This is a genomic window from Streptomyces sp. NPDC085944 (genome assembly GCF_040686295.1).
In the GTDB taxonomy this organism is placed as follows: Bacteria; Actinomycetota; Actinomycetes; order Streptomycetales; family Streptomycetaceae; genus Streptomyces; species Streptomyces salinarius.
The window spans coordinates 99,559-122,614 of sequence record NZ_JBFBJX010000010.1 but is presented as its reverse complement, the minus strand read 5'-3'; the positions used below and the strand labels follow the sequence as shown (position 1 = coordinate 122,614).

The 23,056-nt window shown below is 70.8% G+C and carries 24 protein-coding genes; 13 read left to right on the top strand and 11 right to left on the bottom strand.

Features of this window, described 5'->3' with window-relative positions; genetic code table 11:
• Positions 1–334 precede the first annotated feature (334 nt).
• Positions 335–1,564, bottom strand: coding sequence for an NADP-dependent malic enzyme (locus AB0P07_RS21035; protein ID WP_365552651.1), 1,230 nt, complete (start codon positions 1,562–1,564; stop codon positions 335–337).
• Positions 1,565–2,203: 639 nt separating this feature from the next.
• Between AB0P07_RS21035 and AB0P07_RS21030 the strand changes: the two genes are divergently transcribed.
• Genes AB0P07_RS21030 through AB0P07_RS21020 form a run of 3 tightly spaced genes read left to right on the top strand, consistent with a single transcriptional unit; the run spans position 2,204 to position 4,905 of the window.
• Positions 2,204–3,166: an ABC transporter substrate-binding protein gene (locus AB0P07_RS21030; protein ID WP_365552649.1), complete on the top strand. Its 963-nt coding sequence runs from the start codon at positions 2,204–2,206 to the stop codon at positions 3,164–3,166.
• A gap of 30 nt (positions 3,167–3,196) precedes the next feature.
• Positions 3,197–4,147, top strand: a complete 951-nt coding sequence (locus tag AB0P07_RS21025; protein WP_365552648.1) for an amino acid ABC transporter permease — start codon at positions 3,197–3,199, stop codon at positions 4,145–4,147.
• A complete protein-coding gene (locus tag AB0P07_RS21020; RefSeq protein ID WP_365552646.1) occupies positions 4,144–4,905 on the top strand; it encodes an amino acid ABC transporter ATP-binding protein in 762 nt (253 codons plus the stop codon). The genes AB0P07_RS21025 and AB0P07_RS21020 overlap by 4 nt, the downstream gene beginning before the upstream one ends.
• A gap of 62 nt (positions 4,906–4,967) precedes the next feature.
• Here AB0P07_RS21020 and AB0P07_RS21015 read toward each other — a convergent pair whose 3' ends face one another.
• Positions 4,968–5,786 carry a class I SAM-dependent methyltransferase gene (locus AB0P07_RS21015; RefSeq protein ID WP_365552645.1) on the bottom strand — a complete coding sequence of 273 codons (819 nt, stop codon included), beginning with the start codon at positions 5,784–5,786 and terminating at the stop codon, positions 4,968–4,970.
• Between the two features lie 98 nt (positions 5,787–5,884).
• On the opposite strand from AB0P07_RS21015, the gene AB0P07_RS21010 reads away from it, so the two are divergent.
• Positions 5,885–6,514: a CGNR zinc finger domain-containing protein gene (locus tag AB0P07_RS21010; RefSeq protein ID WP_102928404.1), complete on the top strand. Its 630-nt coding sequence runs from the start codon at positions 5,885–5,887 to the stop codon at positions 6,512–6,514.
• Here the strand turns inward: AB0P07_RS21010 and sodX are convergent.
• Positions 6,418–6,852 carry a nickel-type superoxide dismutase maturation protease gene (gene sodX, locus AB0P07_RS21005; protein WP_365552643.1) on the bottom strand — a complete coding sequence of 145 codons (435 nt, stop codon included), beginning with the start codon at positions 6,850–6,852 and terminating at the stop codon, positions 6,418–6,420. The two genes, AB0P07_RS21010 and sodX, sit on opposite strands and share 97 nt — an antisense overlap.
• Before the next feature lie 145 nt (positions 6,853–6,997).
• On the opposite strand from sodX, the gene sodN reads away from it, so the two are divergent.
• Positions 6,998–7,393: a superoxide dismutase, Ni gene (gene sodN, locus AB0P07_RS21000; protein WP_003973716.1), complete on the top strand. Its 396-nt coding sequence runs from the start codon at positions 6,998–7,000 to the stop codon at positions 7,391–7,393.
• Between the two features lie 155 nt (positions 7,394–7,548).
• Here sodN and AB0P07_RS20995 read toward each other — a convergent pair whose 3' ends face one another.
• From AB0P07_RS20995 to AB0P07_RS20975, 5 genes are all read right to left on the bottom strand, one after another.
• Positions 7,549–7,770 carry a hypothetical protein gene (locus AB0P07_RS20995; protein ID WP_365552641.1) on the bottom strand — a complete coding sequence of 74 codons (222 nt, stop codon included), beginning with the start codon at positions 7,768–7,770 and terminating at the stop codon, positions 7,549–7,551.
• Positions 7,771–7,796: 26 nt separating this feature from the next.
• Entirely contained in the window at positions 7,797–8,381 is a 585-nt protein-coding gene (locus AB0P07_RS20990; RefSeq protein WP_365552639.1) for a dihydrofolate reductase family protein, read from the bottom strand.
• Between the two features lie 92 nt (positions 8,382–8,473).
• Complete coding sequence (locus AB0P07_RS20985; RefSeq protein WP_365552637.1) at positions 8,474–9,100, bottom strand: GNAT family N-acetyltransferase; 627 nt, start codon at positions 9,098–9,100, stop codon at positions 8,474–8,476.
• Between the two features lie 216 nt (positions 9,101–9,316).
• Complete coding sequence (locus tag AB0P07_RS20980) at positions 9,317–10,498, bottom strand: family 2 encapsulin nanocompartment cargo protein polyprenyl transferase (RefSeq protein ID WP_365552636.1); 1,182 nt, start codon at positions 10,496–10,498, stop codon at positions 9,317–9,319.
• Between the two features lie 85 nt (positions 10,499–10,583).
• The gene (locus AB0P07_RS20975; RefSeq protein WP_365552634.1) at positions 10,584–11,990 is read right to left on the bottom strand and encodes a family 2B encapsulin nanocompartment shell protein; all 1,407 of its coding nucleotides are present in this window, start codon (positions 11,988–11,990) and stop codon (positions 10,584–10,586) included.
• A gap of 371 nt (positions 11,991–12,361) precedes the next feature.
• Here AB0P07_RS20975 and AB0P07_RS20970 point away from each other — a divergent pair, with 371 nt between their 5' ends.
• Together AB0P07_RS20970 and AB0P07_RS20965 are read left to right on the top strand one after the other, a co-directional pair.
• Positions 12,362–12,940: an N-acetylmuramoyl-L-alanine amidase gene (locus AB0P07_RS20970; protein WP_365552928.1), complete on the top strand. Its 579-nt coding sequence runs from the start codon at positions 12,362–12,364 to the stop codon at positions 12,938–12,940.
• A gap of 94 nt (positions 12,941–13,034) precedes the next feature.
• A complete protein-coding gene (locus AB0P07_RS20965) occupies positions 13,035–13,949 on the top strand; it encodes a pyridoxal-phosphate dependent enzyme (protein WP_365552632.1) in 915 nt (304 codons plus the stop codon).
• Positions 13,950–13,978: 29 nt separating this feature from the next.
• Here AB0P07_RS20965 and AB0P07_RS20960 read toward each other — a convergent pair whose 3' ends face one another.
• On the bottom strand, positions 13,979–15,571 hold the full coding sequence (locus tag AB0P07_RS20960; protein ID WP_365552630.1) for a Na+/H+ antiporter: 1,593 nt from the start codon (positions 15,569–15,571) through the stop codon (positions 13,979–13,981).
• 62 nt (positions 15,572–15,633) lie between these two features.
• Here AB0P07_RS20960 and AB0P07_RS20955 point away from each other — a divergent pair, with 62 nt between their 5' ends.
• The 3 genes from AB0P07_RS20955 (at position 15,634) to AB0P07_RS20945 (ending at position 17,640) form a co-directional block, all read left to right on the top strand.
• Positions 15,634–15,894, top strand: a complete 261-nt coding sequence (locus tag AB0P07_RS20955; RefSeq protein WP_059300643.1) for a UBP-type zinc finger domain-containing protein — start codon at positions 15,634–15,636, stop codon at positions 15,892–15,894.
• Positions 15,895–16,144: 250 nt separating this feature from the next.
• The gene (locus tag AB0P07_RS20950) at positions 16,145–16,558 is read left to right on the top strand and encodes an anti-sigma regulatory factor (RefSeq protein ID WP_003973726.1); all 414 of its coding nucleotides are present in this window, start codon (positions 16,145–16,147) and stop codon (positions 16,556–16,558) included.
• Between the two features lie 17 nt (positions 16,559–16,575).
• On the top strand, positions 16,576–17,640 hold the full coding sequence (locus AB0P07_RS20945) for an RNA polymerase sigma factor SigF (protein ID WP_365552627.1): 1,065 nt from the start codon (positions 16,576–16,578) through the stop codon (positions 17,638–17,640).
• Positions 17,641–17,659: 19 nt separating this feature from the next.
• Here AB0P07_RS20945 and AB0P07_RS20940 read toward each other — a convergent pair whose 3' ends face one another.
• Positions 17,660–18,118 carry a hypothetical protein gene (locus AB0P07_RS20940; protein WP_365552626.1) on the bottom strand — a complete coding sequence of 153 codons (459 nt, stop codon included), beginning with the start codon at positions 18,116–18,118 and terminating at the stop codon, positions 17,660–17,662.
• Between the two features lie 133 nt (positions 18,119–18,251).
• Between AB0P07_RS20940 and AB0P07_RS20935 the strand changes: the two genes are divergently transcribed.
• Complete coding sequence (locus AB0P07_RS20935) at positions 18,252–19,220, top strand: diacylglycerol kinase family protein (protein ID WP_365552624.1); 969 nt, start codon at positions 18,252–18,254, stop codon at positions 19,218–19,220.
• A gap of 320 nt (positions 19,221–19,540) precedes the next feature.
• Positions 19,541–19,798 carry a WhiB family transcriptional regulator gene (locus AB0P07_RS20930; RefSeq protein WP_003973730.1) on the top strand — a complete coding sequence of 86 codons (258 nt, stop codon included), beginning with the start codon at positions 19,541–19,543 and terminating at the stop codon, positions 19,796–19,798.
• Between the two features lie 211 nt (positions 19,799–20,009).
• Here the strand turns inward: AB0P07_RS20930 and AB0P07_RS20925 are convergent, their stop codons facing one another.
• Complete coding sequence (locus tag AB0P07_RS20925; RefSeq protein ID WP_365552621.1) at positions 20,010–21,485, bottom strand: PAS domain-containing sensor histidine kinase; 1,476 nt, start codon at positions 21,483–21,485, stop codon at positions 20,010–20,012.
• A gap of 630 nt (positions 21,486–22,115) precedes the next feature.
• Here AB0P07_RS20925 and nagB point away from each other — a divergent pair.
• Positions 22,116–22,901, top strand: a complete 786-nt coding sequence (nagB, locus tag AB0P07_RS20920) for a glucosamine-6-phosphate deaminase (protein ID WP_365552620.1) — start codon at positions 22,116–22,118, stop codon at positions 22,899–22,901.
• Positions 22,902–23,056: the final 155 nt, after the last annotated feature.

Here is a 23,056-nt window from a genome sequence, read left to right as displayed (position 1 = left end):
ACTGTGCCGCCATAGCTGCATGCCCGCATCCGCGGACAGCCGCTGCGCCGCACAACCGCGGGCAGTCGTGCCTCCCCCAGTGCCTGAACGGCCTGGCAGGCACCCCCAGGGCGGCACGGGTGGGCGCAGCGGCACCCGTCCAGCGCCGGCCGGCGCCCCCACCCCCGCCCAAGCGCACCCGCACCGCCCCGACACCAGCACCCCCAGCGGCACCGCACCGGCACCGCCCCCACACCGCCCCCAAAGCCAAGCGGCCCCGCCCACCAAGGACGAGGCCGCTCACCACACCCGCGGGGAATCACACCGCAGGGATCCCACCGAAGGCGTCACACCGTCACCGGCGCGCAACCCCTTCCGCCCGAGCCGCCGCGGCCACCGCCGCCGTCACGGCCGGCGCCACCCGCTCGTCGAACGGTGACGGAATGACATAGTCCGCGGCGAGGTCGTCCCCCACCACGGAGGCCAGCGCCTCCGCCGCCGCGAGCTTCATGCCCTCGGTGATCCGCGACGCCCGCACCTGCAGCGCGCCCGCGAAGATGCCCGGGAACGCCAGCACGTTGTTGATCTGGTTTGGGAAGTCCGAGCGCCCCGTCGCCACGACCGCCGCGTACTTGTGGGCGACCTCCGGATGCACCTCCGGGTTCGGGTTGGCCATCGCGAAGACGAACGCACCCTTCGCCATCGAGGCCACCGCCGGCTCGGGCACCGTACCGCCGGAGACGCCGATGAAGACGTCGGCGCCCGCGAGGGCCGCCTCCAGCGAGCCGGACACCCCGGCCTTGTTGGTGAAGGAGGCCAGCTCCTGCTTGACCGGCGTCAGGTCGTCCCGGTCGGCCGAGACGACGCCCTTGCGGTCGGCGACCGCGACGTCCCCGATGCCGGCCTCCACGAGCATCTTGGCGATGGCGACGCCGGCCGCGCCCGCGCCCGAGATCACCGCCCGCAGCTCGCCCAGCGTCCGCCCGCTCAGCCGCGCCGCGTTGCGCAGCGCCGCCAGCGTCACGACCGCCGTACCGTGCTGGTCGTCGTGGAAGACCGGGATGTCGAGGCGCTCCTGGAGCTTGCGCTCGATCTCGAAGCACCGCGGTGCCGAGATGTCCTCGAGGTTGACGCCGCCGAAGGAGGGCGCGAGCCGGACCACGGTCTCGACGATCTCGTCGGCGTCCGTGCAGTTCAGGGCGATCGGGACCGCGTCCACACCGCCGAACTGCTTGAAGAGGATGGCCTTGCCCTCCATCACGGGGAGGGAGGCCTCGGGCCCGATGTCCCCGAGCCCCAGCACCGCCGTACCGTCCGTCACGACGGCGACGACCGACGACTTCCACGTGTAGTCGTGGACGAGGTCGGGCTGCTCGGCGATCGCGCTGCACACTTTCGCGACGCCGGGCGTGTACGCCAGGGACAGGTCTTCCTTGTCGCGGACCGGCACGGTGGCCTGCACGGCCATCTTGCCGCCGCGGTGCAGCGCGAACGCGGGGTCGAAGGAGTCGAGCGGCTCGGCGCCCTCCCCCTGGTCCGCACCGGCGTCGCTGTCGCTGCGAGGATTGACGATCTCCGCTGCCACTTTGTCTTACCCCTTAAGAGTTCATGGATTGAGGGTTTGTCCACTCCTGGTGAGGAATGGGCGGGCACCGCACAGGGAGATGGCTGTCCGGGCCACGAGGCCCCTGCACGACGGGCGCGCCGCACACGCGCCCTGAGCCCCTGATGAGGGGTGTAAAGAACCTTCTTACCCGACGGACGGCCCTCGCGACGAGTCCGATAAGCGCAAGCTCACATGCCGGACCGCGAACGCCGCATGTCGGTGACATGGCTCATAGCCGCGGTTCCGGACAACCTCCCGGAACCCCTTGACAGACCCGCAAGCGTCACCTTCAACGACCTTGATCACTCGCCATCCATGTTCGGATAACAAGAAATTCCGTAGATCTTCCGGCCGGAAGGGCAGATTCCCGCAAAGGTTCGGTCGTGATGTACCGACCTGGTGCGGTTCGGGGGGTGACCCGTTATCCGATTTTGACATGACGGCCCCCCTGAATGGCCGAGTCCGAATGGCAAGATGCCGTAATCGCACGAGGTCGCGGCGCTCGAAGGTGTGTGCTCTCGTCGCCTCACGATGCCGGTCGCCACCCGGCCGGCGTTCCGTCCCACCGGAACTCACCCGTCCCCATCGGCCACTCCCTCATCCGCCGGAGGAACCACCATGACCGCACGCTCCACCCGTCGTACGACCGCCGCGCACTCCCGGCTAGCAGCGGTCGGTGCGATCGCGGTCGCAGGCGCCCTGCTGCTCACCGGATGCGGCGACCAGACGGAGAGCAGTGGCTCGGGCAGCAGCGACAACCAGTCCTCGGGCGGCGCCCCGCTGGCCGACAAGCTGCCGCAGTCGATCCGCGACAAGGGCGTCGTCAAGGTCGGCTCCGACATCGCGTACGCGCCGGTCGAGTTCAAGGACGACTCCGGCAAGACCGTCGGTATCGATCCCGACCTCGCGGACGCCCTGGGCAAGCAGCTCGGCGTGAAGTTCGAGTTCGAGAACGGCACCTTCGACACGCTGATCACCGGTCTGCGCTCCAAGCGGTACGACATCGCCATGTCCGCGATGACCGACACCAAGGACCGCCAGGAGGGCATCGACGCCGACACCGGCAAGAAGGTCGGCCAGGGCGTCGACTTCGTCGACTACTTCACCGCCGGTGTCTCGATCTACACCAAGAAGGGCGACGACCAGGGCATCAAGACCTGGTCCGACCTGTGCGGCAAGAAGCTGGTGGTCCAGCGCGGCACCGTCTCCGAGGACCTCGCCAAGGCCGAGAACGAGAAGTGCCCGGCCGGCAAGAAGATCTCCATGGAGGCCTTCGACAACGACCAGCAGGCCCAGACCCGCCTGCGCGCGGGCGGCGCGGACGCCGGTTCCTCCGACTTCCCGGTCGCGGCGTACGCCGTGAAGACCTCCGGCGGCGGCAAGGACTTCGAAATCGTCGGCGAGCAGGTCGAGGCCGCCCCGTACGGCATCGCGGTCGCCAAGGACAACACGCAGCTGCGCGACGCCCTGAAGGCGGCGCTGGACGCGGTGATCGCCAACGGCGAGTACAAGAAGGTCATCGACAAGTGGGGCGTCGCGGAAGGCGCCGTCACGGAGGCCACCATCAACGGCGGCAAGTGACCGCGCGGCGGGCACTGAAAGGCAACATCCGTGACTGTTGACATCGACAAGACGGCGGGCGGCCCCTCCGGCACCCCGCCGACCCGCCCGGAGGCCATCAAGGCGATCCCGGTCCGGCACTACGGGCGGTACGTCTCCGCGGTGGTCGCGATCGCGCTGCTGGCCGCGGTCGTGTACGCGTTCTCCCAGGGCAAGATCAACTGGGGTGCGATCCCGGACTACTTCTTCGACGACCGTGTCCTGACCGGCATGGGCAAGACGCTGCTGATCACCGTCCTCGCGATGCTGATCGGCGTCGTCGGCGGCATCCTGCTCGCCGTGATGCGGTTGTCGAAGAACCCGGTGACCTCGTCCATCGCGTGGTTCTACATCTGGTTCTTCCGCGGCACGCCGGTCCTGGTGCAGCTGGTCGTCTGGTTCAACCTCGGCCTGGTCTTCGAGTACATCAACCTCGGCCCGTTCTACCGCGACGAGTGGTCCGACTTCATGACGCCGTTCCTGACGGCGCTGCTCGGCCTCGGCCTCAACGAGGCGGCGTACATGGCGGAGATCTGCCGCGCCGGTCTGCTCGCGGTGGACGAGGGCCAGACCGAGGCGGCGCACGCGCTCGGCATGAGCCACACCAAGACGCTGCGCCGGATCGTGGTCCCGCAGGCGATGCGCGTGATCGTGCCGCCGACGGGCAACGAGGTCATCAACATGCTGAAGACGACCTCACTGGTGTCGGTCGTCCAGTACGCCGAGTTGTTCCGGGTCGCCCAGGACATCGGCCAGACCTCCGGCGCCCCGGCCGAGATGCTGTTCCTGGCGGCGGCCTGGTACCTGCTGCTCACCTCGGTCTTCAGCGTCGGCCAGTACTACCTGGAGCGGCACTACGCCCGCGGCTCCAGCCGGAGTCTGCCGCCGACCCCGCTGCAGAAGATCAGGGCGAACCTGTTCTCCCTGTCGAACCGCTCCAGCACGACGGGAGGTGCGGCATGACCGCCATGGTCAAGGCCGAGGGCGTCCACAAGTCCTTCGGCGCCGTCGAGGTCCTCAAGGGCATCGACCTGGAGGTGAAGCAGGGCGAGGTGTTCTGCCTCATCGGCCCCTCCGGCTCCGGCAAGTCGACGTTCCTGCGCTGCATCAACCACCTGGAGAAGATCAACGCCGGGCGGCTGTACGTCGACGGCGAGCTGGTCGGCTACCGCCAGAAGGGCGACAAGCTCTACGAGCTGAAGGACAGCGAGGTCGCCCTCAAGCGCCGGGACATCGGCATGGTCTTCCAGCGCTTCAACCTGTTCCCGCACATGACGGCCGTGGAGAACGTCATGGAGGCGCCGGTCCAGGTGAAGGGCATGAGCAGGTCCCAGGCCCGGGACCGCGCACGGGCCCTGCTGGAGCGGGTGGGCCTGGGCGACAAGGCCGGCAACTACCCCTCGCAGCTCTCCGGCGGCCAGCAGCAGCGCGTCGCCATCGCGCGGGCCCTGGCGATGGACCCGAAGCTGATGCTGTTCGACGAGCCGACCTCGGCGCTCGACCCGGAGCTGGTCGGCGACGTCCTCGACGTCATGCGCGACCTCGCCGAGTCCGGCATGACGATGGTCGTCGTCACCCACGAGATGGGCTTCGCCCGCGAGGTCGGCGACAGCCTGGTCTTCATGGACAACGGCGTGGTGGTCGAGTCGGGCAACCCGCGCGACGTCCTGACCGACCCGCAGCACGACCGGACGAAGGCGTTCCTGTCCAAGGTCCTCTGAGGCCACGTACGCGGCAGGGGCGGTACGGATCTCCCGTACCGCCCCGGCCGGCTTTCAGCGGCTCACTTCACGGCCAGCAGCAGGGTGTCCGACGGCGAGCACCACACCGGCCGCGCCTCGCCGAAGCCCTTGTCGCGCAGTACGCGCGCGTGCCACTCCGCCGAGGGCATCTCGCCGTCGGCGTGCTCGCCGTAGAGCTCGAAGCGGCGGGCGGTGGGCCCGGCGAGCACCGGGTCCTCGGCGGCGAGCTGCCACCACTGCGACCAGTCCAGCGCGCCACCGTCCTTGGCGGCGTCCATCCGCGCGTGCCGCTGCGCGCGCTCGGCCGCGTTGATCCGGGGCGTCGTGTCGTCGATCATGTGGTCCGCGTTCATGAAGACACCACCGTCACGGACCAGCTCCGCGACCCGACCGTAGAGATCCGCGAGGGGCTCGGCGTGGAACCAGTGCAGGGCCGTGGCGGTCAGCACGGCGTCGTACGTGTCGTACGGCAGCTTCGCCGCCCAGTCGGGGGCCTTGAGATCGGCGGTGACGAAGGAGACCCGGTCGTCCTCCGCGAAGGTGCCCTCGGCGATGGCGAGGAGCGCCGGGTCGAGGTCCACGCCGGTGCTGGTGGCCCGCGGGAACCGGGCGAGCAGCCGGGCCGTGATGGTGCCGGTGCCGCAGGCCAGGTCGAGGACGCGCGGCGCGGGTCCGACGAGCGCCTCGACCATGTCGAGCATGATCCGGAACCGCTCCTCGCGGTCCGGCATGTACCACTCCTGCTGCCGGTCCCAGCTCTCCTGCCAGGCCTGCCAGTCGGTACCCGTCGCGGCGGCCGTCGTTGTCGTCACCGTGCTCACCGTGGTCTTCGTAGTCGTCGTGGCGTCCGCGTCCGTCATCGAGCCCCTCCATGCCTGCGTCACGTAATACCCTGGAACCACGATCAGCCATTACTGACCGCAGGCACGACCCTAGAGCCCCTTCGTAAGGACTACAAGTGGAACTGGCCTATTACTCGGACTACGCCGTACGTCTCGTCAACACCGAGGAACCCTCGCGGGGCCAGGACTCCCTGACCTCGGTGGAGGCCGTCCGTGAACTCTTCGGCGCCAACCAGTCGGCGGCCCGCCGCGCGTCCGACGCCGACGTGACGCGGTTCCGCTCGGTACGGGGACGGCTGCGCGCCGTCTTCGAGGCGGCCGACGGCGGCGACGAGACCCTCGCCGTGGACCTGCTGAACTCACTGCTCCTGGAGTTCCCGGTGAGCCCGCAGATCTCCGGGCACGACCAGCGCGCCGACGACGGCAGCCCGCTGTGGCACATGCACCTCGCGGACCACCCCTCCAACGCGACCGCGGGTTTCGCGGCCATCGCGGCGATGGGCCTGGCCTTCCACCTCACCGAGTACGGCGTCGACCGGCTGGGCCTGTGCGAGGCGGCCCCGTGCCGCAACGCCTACCTGGACACCTCGACCAACCGCTCCCGGCGCTACTGCTCCGACCGCTGCGCCACCCGCGCCAACGTGGCGGCCTACCGCGCCCGCAAGCGCCTGGAGGCGGACCGGTCGGCCAGCACCGGCCTGACCGCCGACAGCGCCCAGCGGACCACGGCGAACGGCGAGCGCTGACCCGCCCGCGGCCGGTACCGGAACCGGACCCTGCCCAGGACGAGGTCCTGCGGGACGATCCCGTAGTCGGTGCTGTCCCCGCCCGCGAAGGCGTTGTCCCCGAGCACCCACCAGCCGGCCCCGCGCCGTTCGGCCGCCCGCTTGACCACGAGCAGGTCCTGCTGGAAGGGATGCCGCAGCACCACCACGTCACCCGGCCGGACCCGCGCCCCCCAGTGCACGAGCAGCACGTCACCGTGGTGCAGCGTGGGCACCATCGACGGCCCGGTCACCTCGGCCGGCCCGAAGGGCAGCGCCCCTCTGGCGCGCTCGGTCTCCTGCGACAGTTGCTCCGGCATCACCCGGCACCTCCCCGGTCTTTCCTCCACCAGTCTCAGTCTCACCCCGGACTTTTGTCCTAAGCCCACGGGGGCACTCGCGAAATCGGGCCTCCCAGGGAGTAATGTCCCCCCTGAGAAGACGATCACGAGGAAGGAACGCTTCATGCTTTCCCGCCTGTTTGCCCCCAAGGTCACGGTCAGCGCCCACTGCGACCTGCCCTGCGGCGTGTACGACCCGGCCCAGGCCCGCATCGAGGCGGAGTCGGTGAAGGCCGTCCAGGAGAAGATGGCCGGCAACGACGACCCGCACTTCCAGACGCGTGCCACGGTCATCAAGGAGCAGCGCGCCGAGCTCGCGAAGCACCACGTCTCCGTGCTGTGGAGCGACTACTTCAAGCCGCCGCACTTCGAGAAGTACCCGGAGCTGCACCAGCTGGTCAACGACACCCTGAAGGCCCTGTCGGCCGCCAAGGGCTCGAAGGACCCGGCGACCGGCCAGAAGGCCCTGGACTACATCGCCCAGATCGACAAGATCTTCTGGGAGACCAAGAAGGCCTGACCCGGGTCAGCACCCCGGGGCCGGCGATCGGTGCACCATCGCAGGCCGCGGGCGACCCCGAAGGGGCCCGGCCGCGATGCGGCCGGGCCCCTTCGGCGTCGCCCCGGGGCAGGCGTTCTCTCCGGCCCGTTCCCTCCGGCCGGACTTCCGTGCGCTCAGGGCGTCTCCGTGGTCGCCCCGCGACGGTGTCGCACCGGCTCAGGCCGCGCCCCGGCCTCGGCGATCCCGGCGTCCGGCTCGGAGCGTGCCGTGCACTTCGGGTTGCGGCACGGACCGGGGGCCCACTTCGGGACCCACGCGCCCAGCGTCTTGTGGCGCCGGACGACTGCTTCGACTGGCTGTCCGCACTGGGGACAGACATACGTGTCGCTGTCCATACCCCCAGGCTAGGCCGGACGGCGGCTCAGCGCTTGCGGTGGTACGTGCGCACCACGACGCCGTTGCCGAAGGTGCGCACCGAGTCGGGCCCGAACTCGGACACCTCGAAGCCGGAGGCGAACATCGGCATGCCGGAGCCGAGGAGTACCGGGTAGGTCTTGATGACCAGTTCGTCGATCTCGTCGACCAGTTCGCCGGCGACGGCCGACCCGCCGCACAGGTAGATGCCGAAGGCACTGTCCTCGGCCTTCAACTCCCGGACCCTGCCGACCAGGTCCGTCGCGATGATCTCGACGTTCGGGTCGGGCGACTCGGTGAGCGTGCGCGAGGCTACGTACTCGCGCAGATGTGCGTACGGGCTGGTGATGCCCTCCTTGAGGGCCAGGTCGTAGCTGGCCCTTCCCTGGACGATCGTGTCGAACCGATTGTTGGGCAGGTCGTCGATGCCGAGTGCCCGGCGGCCGTGGGTGGCCACCGTCTCCGGATACTCCGCCTTCAGGAACTCGAGGAACTCCCCGTCGACGAACGGGAGCATGAACGACGCGTCGCCGTCCGGGCCGCCGATGAAGCCGTCGATCGAGCAGGCGACGAAGTACGTGAGCTTGCGCAAACCGGTCTCCCTTTCACATGGACCCCAATGACCACTACGCTCACAGTACTCCGTCTGTAGTTATTTGACAGGGATGGGGCGCGCTCGAGCGATCAACCGGTACGGGGCTCACGCCACATGGGCCACATCCGGGGGCCGTCCGGCAGATCGAGGGCCCGACCGGTGAACTCGAAGCCGAGGCGTTCGTACAGCACCTTTCCGCGGGCGCTGCTCGCCTCCAGGTAGGCGGGCAGGCCCTCGCGGTCGCAGCGCTCCAGGACGCTCTCTATCAGCGCGGTACCCAGCCCCTCGCCCTGCCGTTCGGGGACGACGCCGATCATCCACAGGTACTCGTGGGCTCGGCCGGAGGGGTGGATGCCGTCCGTCAGCCGGGCTATCGACTCCACGCGCTCGTTCTCCGGGTCGACGGCCTCACGGATCCGCGCGGGCATGCCCTCGACGTCCTCGCCGGACCCGTCGTCCGGCTCGGCGCCCGCACGCTCGTCGGCCGGTACGGACAACCACAGCGCGCAGGCGGCACCGTCCTCGGTGAGGTCGATGCGCCCGTCGGCGAGGACGGCGTCGGTGAACGCGGCCATGAGCCGGTGGTGCGTCCGGCGGCGGTACTCCTCGCCGGGGAACACCCAACTGCTCACCGGATCGTTCTGGAAGGCCTCGTCCAGCAGCCGGACGACCAGCTCCCGGTCGCCCTCGCCCGCCGTCCGGATCACCACACCCATGCCTCGCCCCTTCGACTCAACATCGCCAGCAAGTACGGCGGTTGAGCCTATCCGGTGAGTCCGCTCACCCGGCGGGAGAGACAGGGAGGCGGGCCCCGCACACCGTGGGGAAGTGCGGGACCCGCCGGACCGGAGCCGCCGGCGGTGCGGCCGTACGTCGGTCAGGTGCCGTACGGCCCTGCACGGGCTCCGGGGTCTTGCGCGGCCGGGTGGCCGTCAGGTGCTGCGCCGCGTCACGAACTCGGCCAGCGCGAGCAGGCCCCCCGCCCCCTCCGGGTCGGGTACGGCACGGGCCAGCTCCTGCATGGCCCTCGCCATCCGGTCGGCCGCCTGGGCCTGCGCCCAGTCCCGGCCGCCGGCCCGCTCCACGGCCAGGGCGGTGCGCTCCAGGTCCTCCTTGTCCTTGTCGTACGGCGCGGCGTAGAGCTCGGCGAGTTCGGCGGCGGCCGGGGTGCCGGAGGTGAGGGCGGCGACCACCGGCAGCGACTTCTTGCGGGCGGCCAGGTCCGCACCGGCCGGCTTGCCGGTGCGGTGCGGGTCGCCCCATATGCCGATGACGTCGTCGATGAGCTGGAAGGCCAGCCCGGCCTCGCGGCCGAAGGCGTCCAGGGCCTCGACGTCCTCCGTGGCGGCGCCCGCGTACAGCGCACCGAGGGCACAGGCGCAGCCCAGCAGGGCCCCTGTCTTCGCCTCGGCCATGGCGAGCGTCTCGTCGAGGGTGACCTGGCCGGGCGGGCGCCCTTCCATGGCCGTGTCCGCGTGCTGGCCCTCGCACAGCTCCATGACGCAGTCCGCGAGCCGGGTGGCCGCCGCCGCGGACGCCGGGTGCGGGTCCGCGGCGAGCAGCCGCAGGGCGAGCGCCTGCAGGGCGTCCCCGGCCAGAATCGCGTCGGCGTCGCCGAACACGGTCCACGCGGTGGGCCGATGCCGCCGGGTGGCGTCCCGGTCCATCACGTCGTCGTGCAGCAGGGTGAAGTTGTGGACCAGCTCCACCGCTGCCGCGGCCCGGCCGGCCGCCGCACGGGCCGCCGGCCCGCCGAGCGCGGTCGCCGCGGTGAGGACGAGAGCCGGGCGAATCGCCTTTCCCGCGTTGCCCGTCGCCGGCGTGCCGTCCGCGTGCTGCCAGCCGAAGTGGTAGAGCGCGATCCGGCGCATCGAGTCGGGCAGCGAAGCGATGGCGGAGCGCAGTTCCGGGTCGACCGACGCACGTGACTCCCTCAGGAGCACGGCCGCCTCGTGCCCTTCGGCCACCTGCCCCTGCCCTTGGCCCTGCCCCCGTCCCTGCCCCCCGGACGACTCCCCCGGCTCGTTGTCCCGCTGTGTGCCGATGGGTCCGTGCCTTTCCGGCGTTCCGGTGGAACGGCGCGTCACGGTGGCGCCGTGCCGGATCTCCGTCATGGACTCACCTTCCCCCTGGGCCCGTCCGTACCCCGGGGGTGTACCCGCCCCGAGGGGCGGGAACACGGCGCCGCGGACAGTGGCGTCACCGCCAGCGGCCGATCTCGACGTTCTCCAGGACGCCGAGCGCGTCCGGCACGAGGACCGCGGCCGAGTAGTAGGCCGTGACCAGGTACTTGATGACGGCCTGTTCGTTGATGCCCATGAAGCGCACCGACAGACTCGGCTCGATCTCGTCGGGGATGCCGGTGGCCCGCAGACCGATGACGCCCTGGTCCTGCTCGCCGGTACGCATCGCGATGATCGAGGACGTGCGGGCCTCGGTGACCGGGATCTTGTTGCACGGGTAGATCGGCACACCGCGCCAGGTCGGGATGCGGTTCCCGCCGACGTCGATCGTCTCGGGGACGAGTCCGCGCTTGTTGAGCTCGCGGCCGATGGCGGCGATGGCACGCGGGTGGGCGAGGAGCAGCTTGGTGCCGCGCCGACGGCTGAGCAGTTCGTCGAGGTCGTCCGGACCGGGCACACCGTCGTGCGGCTGGATGCGCTGGTCGTACTCGCAGTTGTGCAGCAGACCGAACTCACGGTTGTTGATGAGTTCGTGCTCCTGGCGTTCCTTCAGCGCCTCGACCGTCAGCCGGATCTGCTGCTCGGTCTGGTTCATCGGCTGGTTGTACAGGTCGGCCACGCGCGAGTGGATGCGCAGCACCGTCTGGGCGACGCTCAATTCGTACTCGCGGGGCCGGGCCTCGTAGTCGACGAAGGTGTGCGGGATGTCCGGCTCGCCACTGTGACCGGCGGAGAGGTCGATCTCCTTCTCACCGTGCCGGTTGGTGCGCTGCTCCGGGATCGCACGGCGCTGTTCCAGGTGTGCGCGCAGGGAGTCGGCGCGCTCCGCCACCTGCTCCACCTCCTGGCGGGGCAGCACGAGCACCGTGCAGGCGGTCACCGTGCGGGCGGTGTACTCCCAGATGGCGTCCCCGTCGAGCAGCGCCTGGTCGCCGAAGTAGGCGCCGTCGGCGAGGACGCCGAGCACCGCGTCGTCGCCGTAGGGGCCGGTGCCGACCTTCTCGATCTTGCCGTGCGCCAGCAGGTAGACCTCGTCGGCACGGCCGCCGAAGGAGGCGATCACCTCACCGGGGCCGAACTCCCGCTGCACGCAGCGCTGCGCGAGCTCCGAAAGGACCTCGTCGTCCTCGTACGAGCGCAGCGCCGGCAGCTCGCCCAGCTCGGCGGGGATGACCTCGACGCGGTCTCCGGTCTTCACGAACGTCAGGCGTCCGTCGCCGACGGCGTAGGTCAGACGCCGGTTGACCCGGTACGTGCCGCCTTGAATGTCCACCCAGGGGAGCGTGCGCAGCAGCCAGCGCGAGCTGATCTCCTGCATCTGGGGTGCGGACTTGGTGGTGGTGGCCAGGTTCCGCGCGGCCGCCGTGCCGAGGCTCTGCTGCGGCCTGGTCTGCTCGGTGCGGACCTCTTCGCCTACCGACATAAGGAATTGCCCTCCCGGTCGTGCCGGACGACTGCGCCCGGCATCGATGTGCGTGGACCAGCCTTCCTCACGGAGCGTGCCGGTGCTATTACACGAAAGAGCGGGAATGGATCACGTGCGGCCGGGGCAGACATGGGGGCTTGTTCGGCATCTCCGGGACAAGTCCGGCGCGACAAGTTGGGGCGGAGCTGCCCGGTTCGGCGGCGTCGCCCGGGCGGGAGTGTCCGAAACGGCTCGCACACGGACCGAACAGGGAACGCCCGGACCGGAACAAGCAATAGGAGGCACTCCGTTTCGGTACAAGCTCCGTAGGAGGCGGTCGCGTCGGGCGGTCGTCACCGAGCGCGAAGGAGCCGGCCGTGGCCTCACCCATGTCCGCGAGCAGTTTCCTCAAGGCACTGAAGGCGGAGGGCCTCACCGTCGTCGAGGTCGGTGACTGGCGGGACCACAACCGCAACCACAAGGGGCCCTGGGGCCCCGTGCACGGCGTGATGATCCACCACACGGCCACCGGGGGCAGCGCGCGGACGGTGGACGTCTGCCGCGAGGGCCACGAGGCTCTGCCGGGCCCGCTGTGCCACGGCGTCGTCACCAAGGACGGCCGGGTCCATCTGGTCGGGTACGGCCGCGCAAACCACGCCGGCCCGGGCGACGACGACGTCCTGCGCGCGGTGATCGCCCAGAAGGCCCTGCCCCGGGACAACGAGGCCGGCACCGACGGCAACCGGCACTTCTACGGCTTCGAGTGCGAGAACCTCGGCGACGGCGACGATCCGTGGCCGGCGGAGCAACTGGAGGCGATCGAGCGGGCCGCCGCGGCCGTGTGCCGCCACCACGGCTGGAACGAGCGGTCCGTCATCGGCCACCTGGAGTGGCAGCCGGGGAAGGTGGATCCGCGCGGGTTCACGATGGCCTCGCTGCGGGAGCGGGTCCGCGACCGGCTGAAGTGACCGAGGACCGCCCGCAGTGGTCCGGGAGCGGCCGCGCCCCCGGGACCGGCCGACGCGAGGTGTCCGCCGCGCACGGCGGCGCGACAATGGCGGGGTGACCGGCACCGACACCGACATCCGCGGCCTCGCCGCCCTGCGGCCCCGTCTGCCCTCTCCCCTGCGGGAGGTGGCCGACGGACGCTTCGAGCGGCACGGCGTCCGGTTGCTGCTCAAGCGGGACGATCTGATCCACCCCGAGCTGGTCGGCAACAAATGGCGCAAACTTGCGCCGAATCTCGACGTGTCGGACGGCCGTACGGTCGTCACGTTCGGCGGCGCCTACTCCAACCACCTGCGGGCCACCGCCGCCGCCGGGCGCCTGCTGGGGCTGCCCACGGTGGGTGTCGTCCGCGGTCAGGAGCTGGCGGACCTGCCGCTCAACCCGTCGCTGGCCCGGTGCGCCGCCGACGGCATGCGGCTGCACTTCGTCGACCGCTCGACGTACCGCCGCAAGACCCTGCAGGAGACCCTGGCCGCCCTGCTGCGTGCGGTGGAGGCCGAGGACGCCGTAGTCGTCCCCGAGGGCGGCAGCAACGCCCGGGCCGTCCGCGGCTGCCGCGCCCTGGGCGAGGAACTGGGCGAGCACGCCGACGTGGCCGCTCTCGCCTGCGGCACCGGTGGCACGCTGGCCGGGCTGGCCGCCGGGCTCCCTCGGGGACGGCGGGCCCTCGGCATACCCGTTCTCAAGGGCGGTTTCCTGGCGGACGACATACGGCGGCTCCAGGAGCGCGCGTTCGGCGGGCAGCGCGGCACCTGGAGCGTGGACGACCGCTTCCACCACGGTGGCTACGCCCGCACGACGCCCGGCCTCGACGCCTTCGCCGACGATTTCGAGCAGCGCCACGGTCTGGCCGTCGAGCGCGTCTACGTCGCCAAGCTGCTGTACGCCCTGCTCGCGCTCACCGAGGAGGGCGCCTTCCCGCGCGGGACGACCCTCGCGGCGGTCGTCACCGGCCGGCCCTTCCCCTGAGCGGCCCACCACCGCGTCGGCGCACCGGTTCAGGTGGTCTCGCGGTAGGCCGCCGCCTCCTCCAGGTCCAGCCGGCGCAGCAGCGTCCGGAGCATCTCGTCGTCGATGTAGCGGCCGTCCCGCAGGCGGACGAAGACCTCGCGCTCGGCGCTGATCATCTCCCGGGAGAGCCGCCGGTAGGTGTCGTCGACGGTCTCGCCCGTGACCGGATTGACCTGGCCCAGCCGTTCCCAGACGGCGTTGCGACGGCGCTCCAGGACCGTGCGGAGGCGGTCGGCGAGGGGGGCCGGCAGCGTGTTGCGCTCGTCGGCGAGCAGGTCGTCCAGGCGCTGCTCGGCGACCCGCGAGGCCTGGGCCTGTGCGTTGGCCTCCGCCAGCGTCTCGGCCTGCACGTCGTGCGCGGGGAACTTCAGCAGGCGGATCAGCGGCGGCAGGCTGACGCCCTGGACGACCAGCGTGCCGATGACCGTCGTGAAGGTCAGGAACAGGATGAGGTTGCGCTCGGGAAAGGGTTCGCCGCCGTGCACGGTCATCGGAACGGAGAAGGCGATGGCCAGGGAGACCACGCCCCGCATTCCGGCCCAGCCGATGACGAACGGCCCCTTCCAGGAGAGGTCGCCCTCACGCGCGCGTACGCGTGCCGACAGCCGGGGCAGGAAGGTCGCCGGGTACACCCACACGAACCGCGCCACCGCGACCACCAGGAAGAGGACGAGGGCGTACCAGGCGGCGTCGGCGCCCTCGTACTCGCCCAGGCCCCTGAGGACGACCGGCAGCTGGAGTCCGATGAGGGCGAACACGGCCGACTCCAGGACGAACGCCACCATCTTCCACACCGCCTCCTCCTGGAGCCGGGTGGCGAAATCGACCTCCCACGCGCGGTGGCCCAGATAGAGCGCGACGACGACCACCGCGAGCACCCCCGAGGCGTGCACCTGTTCGGCGACCGCGTAGGCGACGAACGGGATCAGCAGGGAGAGCGTGTTCTGCAGCAGCGCCTCCGCGAGGTGGGTGCGCAGCCAGTGCAGCGGCACCATCAGGACCAGCCCGACACCCACGCCGCCCACCGCGGCGATCAGGAACTCGCTGATGCCGCCGGCCCAGGTGGCGCCCTCCCCGACGGCCGCCGCGAGCGCCACCTTGAAGGCGGTGATCGCGGTCGCGTCGTTCACCAGGGACTCGCCCTGCAGGATCGTGGTGATGCGGGAGGGCAGCCCCACGCGGCGGGCGACCGCCGTGGCCGCGACGGCGTCCGGCGGTGCCACGACCGCGCCGAGCACCAGGGCCGCGGTCAGCGGCAGGCCCGGCACGACGAGGTAGGCCGCGCCGCCGACGACGAAGGTGGCGAACAGGACGTAGCCCACGGACAGCAGCGCCACGGGCCGGGCCTGCGCCCGCAGGTCGAGGTAGGAGCTGTCGGTGGCCGCCGTGTAGAGCAGCGGGGGCAGCAGCAGGGGCAGCACGATGTGCGGGTCGAGGGCGTAGTCGGGCACACCGGGGACGTAGCTCACCGCCAGGCCCGCCGCGACCAGCAGCAGCGGCACCGGTACCGGTACCCGCCGTCCCGCCGCGGCGACCGCGGCGCTGCCGGCCACCAGCAACAGCAGCGGCATCACGTCCATCGTCCTCGCCCGCCCTCGTTCTTCCGCGCGGTCTTCCGCGCAGCCGTCGTAACCTGGCAATCATGAAACAGTGCACGCACGCCGACGCGCTGCCGCACCCGGAACCCGAGCCGTGCGGCGAGACCTGCCCGGAGTGTCTGGCCGAGGGCACGGACCCGGTGCAGTTGAGGCTGTGTCTCAGTTGCGGCCATGTCGGCTGCTGCGACTCCTCGCCGAGGCAGCACGCGACGGCGCACCACAAGGAGACCGGACATCCGGTGATGCGGACCTTCGAGCCCGGGGAGAGCTGGCGTTGGTGCTTCGTCGATCACGTCCTCGTGTGACCTCGGCCGGGGACGGTTCGAACGTCTGACGTCTGGGTACGTCAACCCGGCGCGCGCTCTTCCGATTTGGGCCCGCCCACCCCCTAGCCACTGTGCGTGTTCGCGTGTTTACTATGAGTGACAGCACGGGGTTGGGGTCTTGGGGACAGGAAACTTCGGAGCGCGATAACGTCACCGCTGAACCATGCATCGCGTTGTCCCGAGGGGCGTCCCTCGGCCCTGTAACGCTTGTACCACCTTGGAGGTGAGGGTGTCCCAGATCGCAGGCGAGCCCGCGACCCAGGACTTCGTCGAAGTCCGGCTGCCGGCTGCGGGTGCCTACCTGTCGGTGCTGCGTACGGCGACGGCCGGCCTCGCAGCTCGTTTGGACTTCACCCTCGACGAGATCGAGGACCTGCGCATCGCAGTCGACGAGGCCTGCGCGATCCTGCTCCAGCAGGCCGTGCCCGGCTCGGTGCTCAGTTGCGTCTTCCGCCTCGTCGACGACTCGCTCGAGGTCACCGTCTCGGCGCCGACCACGGACGGCCACGCCCCCTCGCGGGACACCTTCGCCTGGACGGTGCTCTCCGCCCTCGCGGGCAAGGTCTCCTCCGCCGTGGACGAGGACAAAACCGTTTCGATCAGCCTCTACAAACAGCGCGGCGCGGGACCCGGGCCGACGTGAGGGACGGGGACGGGCCGGTGCGGGACGAAGAGCGCGGTACACGGGAGCTGCCGACCGAGGGCGCACGTGCTGAGAACGAGGCGCGACGCACGGCGGACGGCATCGACGGCATCCCTGAGCAGGCCCGGCCGCATCCGGAGGACGAGACCTCGCCCGAGGCCATCGTTCCGGGCGACGGGCCGCGGACCGGGGGCACCCCCGTCCGGCCCGTCCGAGCGGAGGCGCGGGCTCGGGAAAGGGCGACGGGCGGGACGATGAGCGAGCACGAGCGACACGCCGACGGCCACGCGCCGGGTGCACGGGGCACGCAGGGCACACGGCACGACCCGCAGGACCGCAGCGGGGCGCGTCTCCTGTTCGCCGAACTGCGCACGCTGGAGAAGGACAGCCCGGAGTACGCGGAGCTGCGCAATCGGCTGGTCCGCATGCACCTGCCGCTCGTCGAGCACCTCGCGCGCCGCTTCCGCAACCGCGGCGAGCCCCTGGACGACCTCACCCAGGTCGCCACCATCGGCCTGATCAAGTCGGTCGACCGCTTCGACCCGGACCGCGGGGTGGAGTTCTCCACGTACGCGACGCCGACGGTCGTCGGGGAGATCAAGCGGCACTTCCGGGACAAGGGCTGGGCGGTACGCGTCCCGCGCCGGCTCCAGGAGCTGCGGCTGGCCCTGACGACGGCCACGGCGGAGCTCTCCCAGCTGCACGGCCGCTCCCCCACGGTGCACGAGCTCGCCGAGAAGCTGTCGATCTCGGAGGAGGAGGTCCTGGAGGGCCTGGAGTCGGCCAACGCCTACTCCACGCTGTCCCTGGACGTCCCGGACACCGACGACGAGTCCCCGGCGGTCGCCGACACGCTCGGCGCCGAGGACGAGGCGCTCGAAGGGGTGGAGTACCGGGAGTCGCTCAAGCCGCTGCTCGAGGACCTGCCACCGCGGGAGAAGCGCATCCTGCTGCTGCGCTTCTTCGGCAACATGACCCAGTCCCAGATCGCGCAGGAGGTCGGGATCTCGCAGATGCACGTGTCCCGGTTGCTGGCCCGCACGCTGGCGCAGCTGCGGGAGAAGCTGCTGGTCGAGGAGTAGCGACCGGTCGGCGGTCGTCCTACGGCCGCTTGCCGGCGTTGCCCGGTCCCCGGATGCCGAGGGCCAGGGTGGTCTCGGGGTTGATGAGCAGATACAGCGCGGTGAGCGCCGCGACACCGAGCACGACGCCCGCCGGGACGGCGAAACTGTCGGCCCCCGCCATGTTGTAGGCGACGGGCAGCGCCATGATCTGCGTGATCACGGCCGGGCCCCGGCTCCACCCCCGCAGTCGGATCAGTCCGCGGGCGGCGAGCAGCGGCAGCAGGGCGAGGACGAGCAGGGTGACGCCGCCGGTGAGGGCCGACGTCCGGTCGTCGGGGTGGCCGGTGAGCCCCCCCACGAGCATCCAGGCGCCGCCGACTGCGAGCGCCAGGCCCTCAAGTGCGGCGATCGCGGCCGCGGCGGTCACCCGGACGGGGCGAGGCTCCGCCCCCTCGGCGGCTGCGGAGGCGGGGTCGGGGGTCTGCTCACTGCTCACCCCTGCAGGGTAGCCCTCGGCGCACCTGTGCCCGCGCCCGCCCGGATGTCGGGCGTATCACGCGCGGCGGGCCGGGGTGGCGATCTTCACTCCGGTCTGGGCCGAGTACCGCCCGGTAGGTACGCTGCACACCATGCGTGCACTTCTCGTGGTCAATCCGGCGGCAACCACTACGAGTGCGCGTACGCGCGACGTGCTGATCCACGCGCTGGCGAGCGAGATGAAGCTGGAGGCGGTCACCACCGAGTATCGCGGCCACGCACGCGACCTCGGACGGCAGGCGGCACAGAGCGACGAAGTCGACCTGGTGGTGGCCCTCGGCGGCGACGGCACGGTGAACGAGGTCGTCAACGGCCTCCTGCACGCGGGCCCCGACCCGGAGCACCTGCCCGGTCTCGCGGTGGTCCCCGGAGGTTCCACCAACGTCTTCGCCCGCGCCCTCGGGCTGCCCAACCACGCGGTGGAGGCCACCGGAGCACTGCTGGACGCGCTGCGCGAGGGCAGCGAGCGGACCGTCGGCCTCGGCCTGGCGTCGGGTACGCCGGGCACGGAGGACGAGGCGGTCCCGGCCCGCTGGTTCACCTTCAACGCCGGACTGGGCTTCGACGCCGGCGTGGTCGGCCGCGTCGAGCAGCACCGTGAGCGCGGCAGGAAGTCGACACACGCCCTCTACGTCCGTCAGGTGGTGCGCCAGCTCATCGGCGAGCCGCACCGCCGCAGCGGGACGATCACGCTGGAGCGGCCGGGCGAGGACCCGATCACCGATCTGGTGCTGTCCATAGTCTCGAACACCTGTCCCTGGACGTTCCTCGGCAACCGCCCGATCTACGCCTCCCCCCAGGCCTCGTTCGACACCGCGCTCGACGTCTTCGGCCTCAGCCGGCTGTCGACGGCCGCGGTTGCCCGGTATGGCACCCAGTTGCTCACTTCGTCCCCCGAGCGCGGGCCGCGCGGCCGGCACGCGGTCTCCCTGCACGATCTGACCGAGTTCACCTTGCATTCGAAGGTGCCCCTGCCCCTTCAGATGGACGGTGACCACCTGGGGTTGCGTACCAGCGTGACGTTCACAGGCGTACGCCGTGCACTGCGTGTGATTGTGTGAGCAGAAGGGGCGAAAGTCCTTTCACTCGAACGTTTAGACCAGGATCCACCCCATGGAAGTACGGCTGTGACCTAGTCGACACCGAAGAATCAAAAAAAACTTTCCGGAAGGGGTTGTATCCGCCGCCGAGGTTTGCGAGTCTCTTCTTGGCGATCGGGACAGCCCGCAAGACCGGCATCCACAGATCACCGGAACCCCTCTTCAAACCACAGGACCACGCCAGGGAACCTGGCGATAGGCCCTTCCCTTGTTGAGGGTTTCGTGAAAGCGTTCACATTCACAAGCATCCCAGCATGTAATACCAAGGAGAGGTAGCAGCCATGGACTGGCGTCACCGCGCCGTTTGCCGCGAGGAAGACCCCGAGCTCTTCTTCCCCATCGGCAACACCGGTCCCGCGCTGCTGCAGATCGAGGAAGCCAAGGCCGTCTGCCGTCGCTGCCCCGTCATGGAGCAGTGCCTGCAGTGGGCGCTCGAGTCCGGTCAGGACTCCGGCGTCTGGGGTGGTCTCAGCGAGGACGAGCGCCGCGCAATGAAGCGCCGTGCCGCCCGCAACCGGGCTCGTCAGGCCTCCGCCTGACAACCCACCCCTACTGACAGCCTCAGCTTGGCGGCGCGTACAGCGAGTACGCATCCCCCGCTCCCGAGCCGCAGCGCGCAGTACCCCCGATGCGCATCGGACGATGTAGCGCACGAGCACAGGCCTCGGACCTTCACCGGTCCGGGGCTTTTTGCTGTGCCCGTCGCACGGCCGTGCCCACCACCCGGCCGTGCCCCTCACCCGATGGGCGCTACTTCTCGGCGGGCACCGGAATGTCGAGGATCACCCGGGTGCCGCGCTCCGGAGCCGGGACCATGTCGAAGGTGCCGCCCAGCTCACCCTCCACCAGGGTGCGGACGATCTGCAGGCCGAGGTTGCCGGAGCGGTGCGGGTCGAAGCCCTCGGGCAGGCCCACGCCGTCGTCCTGGACGGTGACCAGCAGCCGGGCCTCCTTGGTCGTACCTCCGCGGACCGCCGAGACCTCGACCGTGCCGGTGTCGCTGTCCCGGAAGCCGTGCTCCAGGGCGTTCTGCAGCACCTCGGTCAGCACCATGGACAGTGGGGTGGCGACCTCGGCGTCGAGGATGCCGAAGCGGCCGGTGCGCCGGCCGGTGACCCTGCCCGGGGAGATCTCGGCCACCATCGCCAGCACCCGGTCGGCGATCTCGTCGAACTCCACGCGCTCGTCCAGGTTCTGGGAGAGCGTCTCGTGCACGATCGCGATCGAACCGACCCGGCGCACGGCCTCCTCCAACGCCTCGCGCCCTCGGTCGGACTCGATGCGCCGGGCCTGCAGACGCAGCAGGGCCGCCACCGTCTGGAGGTTGTTCTTCACCCGGTGGTGGATCTCCCGGATGGTGGCGTCCTTGGTGATCAACTCGCGCTCGCGACGGCGCAGTTCCGTCACGTCGCGCAGGAGGACGAGCGAACCGATGCGCGGGCCCTTGGGTTTGAGCGGGATGGCGCGGAACTGGATCACCCCGTCGTGCGCCTCGATCTCGAACTCGCGCGGCGCCCAGCCGCTGGCGACCTTGGCGAGCGCCTCGTCCACCGGGCCGCGGGAGGGGGCGAGTTCGGCGGTGGTGCGGCCCAGGTGCTGGCCCACCAGGTCGGCGGCCAGGCCCATGCGGTGGTAGGCCGACAGCGCGTTCGGGGAGGCGTACTGGACGATGCCGTCGCCGTCGACCCGGACCAGGCCGTCGCCGACACGGGGCGAGGCATCCATGTCGACCTGCTGGTTCTCGAACGGGAAGGCGCCGGCCGCGATCATCTGGGCCAGGTCCGAGGCGCTCTGCAGGTAGGTCAGCTCCAGCCGGCTCGGAGTGCGCACGGTGAGCAGGTTGGTGTTGCGGGCGATGACCCCGAGGACGCGTCCCTGGCGGCGTACGGGGATGGACTCGACGCGGACGGGGACCTCCTCGCGCCACTCCGGGTCGCCCTCGCGCACGATGCGGCCCTCGTCCAGGGCGGTGTCCAGCATCGGGCGCCGACCGCGCGGGACGAGGTGGCCGACCATGTCGTCCTGGTACGAGGTGGGGCCGGTGTTGGGTCGCATCTGGGCGACGGAGACATAGCGCGTGCCGTCGCGGGTGGGGACCCACAGGACCAGGTCGGCGAAGGAGAGGTCGGACAGCAGCTGCCACTCCGAGACCAGCAGATGGAGCCACTCGAGGTCGGAGTCGTCGAGTGCGGTGTGCTGGCGTACGAGTTCGTTCATGGAGGGCACGGGGCTGAGCGTACCTGGCGGTACGGACGCCGACGGAAACCAGCCGCGCTCCGCGGATCCCCGCCCTGGCCCACGACGCGGTCCGGACGGCCCCCGGAAACACCCGCGGGCCGCGGCGCCTGAGAGGGACCCTCAACCCTCCCGGCACCGCAGCCCGGAGCAACATCGGCCGTGGGGTGTGCGGTCCCGGTCGGCCGAAGGATGAGGAGCCGGGGCAGTCAGGGCAGAGAGCTCCGGATCCTCGGTCCGTCCTCCTGTGCGGGGAGGACGGAAGTTCGACGATCACCTTGCGTGAGTGACTCGGTCAGTGTCTCAGTGACCATTCTGGACTAGACCACTTGCCGTGTCCATGCGGTGGACGTTGTTCGTTGCCGTTCGTTGTCGGTGACTTCCGTGGGCCGCACCGACGTCCGGGCAGCCGTCAGAAGCCTAACCCTGTTGGCCCAGCCTCGGGGCCGCACCGGAGGGGCAATTTCCACGAGCATCGCCGGCCGGCCTGCCCCCGGCGTGCGCCGCCACCCGCCCGATCGTTTCGGCGCGACCGCGGGGCCACACTCTGTTAGATTGGTCTAAACCACATAGCCAGTCCCGGACCCCGGGTGAGTCCTCTCTTCGAAACGGCAGGCCAGCGTGGAAGTTGTCATCGTTCCCGATGCCAGGGCGGGCGGCGAACTCATAGCCGAAGCCATGGCGCAGCTGCTGCGGCGCAAGCCCGACGCCCTGCTCGGGGTGGCCACCGGCTCGACGCCGCTGCCCGTGTACGAGGCGCTGGCGGCCAAGGTGCGCTCGGGTGCCGTGGAGACCGCGCGGGCCCGGATCGCCCAGCTCGACGAGTACGTGGGGCTGCCCGCGGACCACCCGGAGTCCTACCGTTCGGTGCTGCGGCGCGAGGTGCTGGAACCGCTGGGCATCGGCATAGACGCGTTCATGGGCCCCGACGGGACGGCCGCGGACGTGCAGGGCGCGTGCGAGGCGTACGACCGGGCGCTGAGCGGGGCCGGCGGGGTCGACCTCCAGCTGCTGGGCATCGGCACCGACGGGCACATCGGCTTCAACGAACCGTGCTCCTCGCTGGCCTCGCGGACGCGCATCAAGACGCTGACCGAGCAGACCCGCGTCGACAACGCGCGCTTCTTCGACGGCGACATCGAGCAGGTGCCGCACCACGTGATCACCCAGGGCATCGGCACCATCCTGGAGGCGCGGCACCTGGTGCTGCTCGCCACCGGCGAGGGCAAGGCCGACGCGGTCGCCGCGAGCGTCGAGGGCCCGGTCGCGGCGGTGTGCCCGGCCTCCGCGCTGCAGCTGCACCCGCACGCCACGGTCGTCGTCGACGAGGCCGCCGCGTCCAAGCTGAAGCTCGCCGACTACTTCCGGCACACCTACGCCCACAAGCCGGACTGGCAGGGCATCTGACCCGTTCCGTCCCCGGTCCACGGGGCGGAAACCCCCCGTGCGCGGAAGGCGCCGGATCCCGTCACAGGGCCCCGGCGCCTTCGTCGTACCCGCACCGACACCGGCACGGCGCGCCCCATCCCGGCCACACCGCCCCGGGTACCGGCACCGGCACC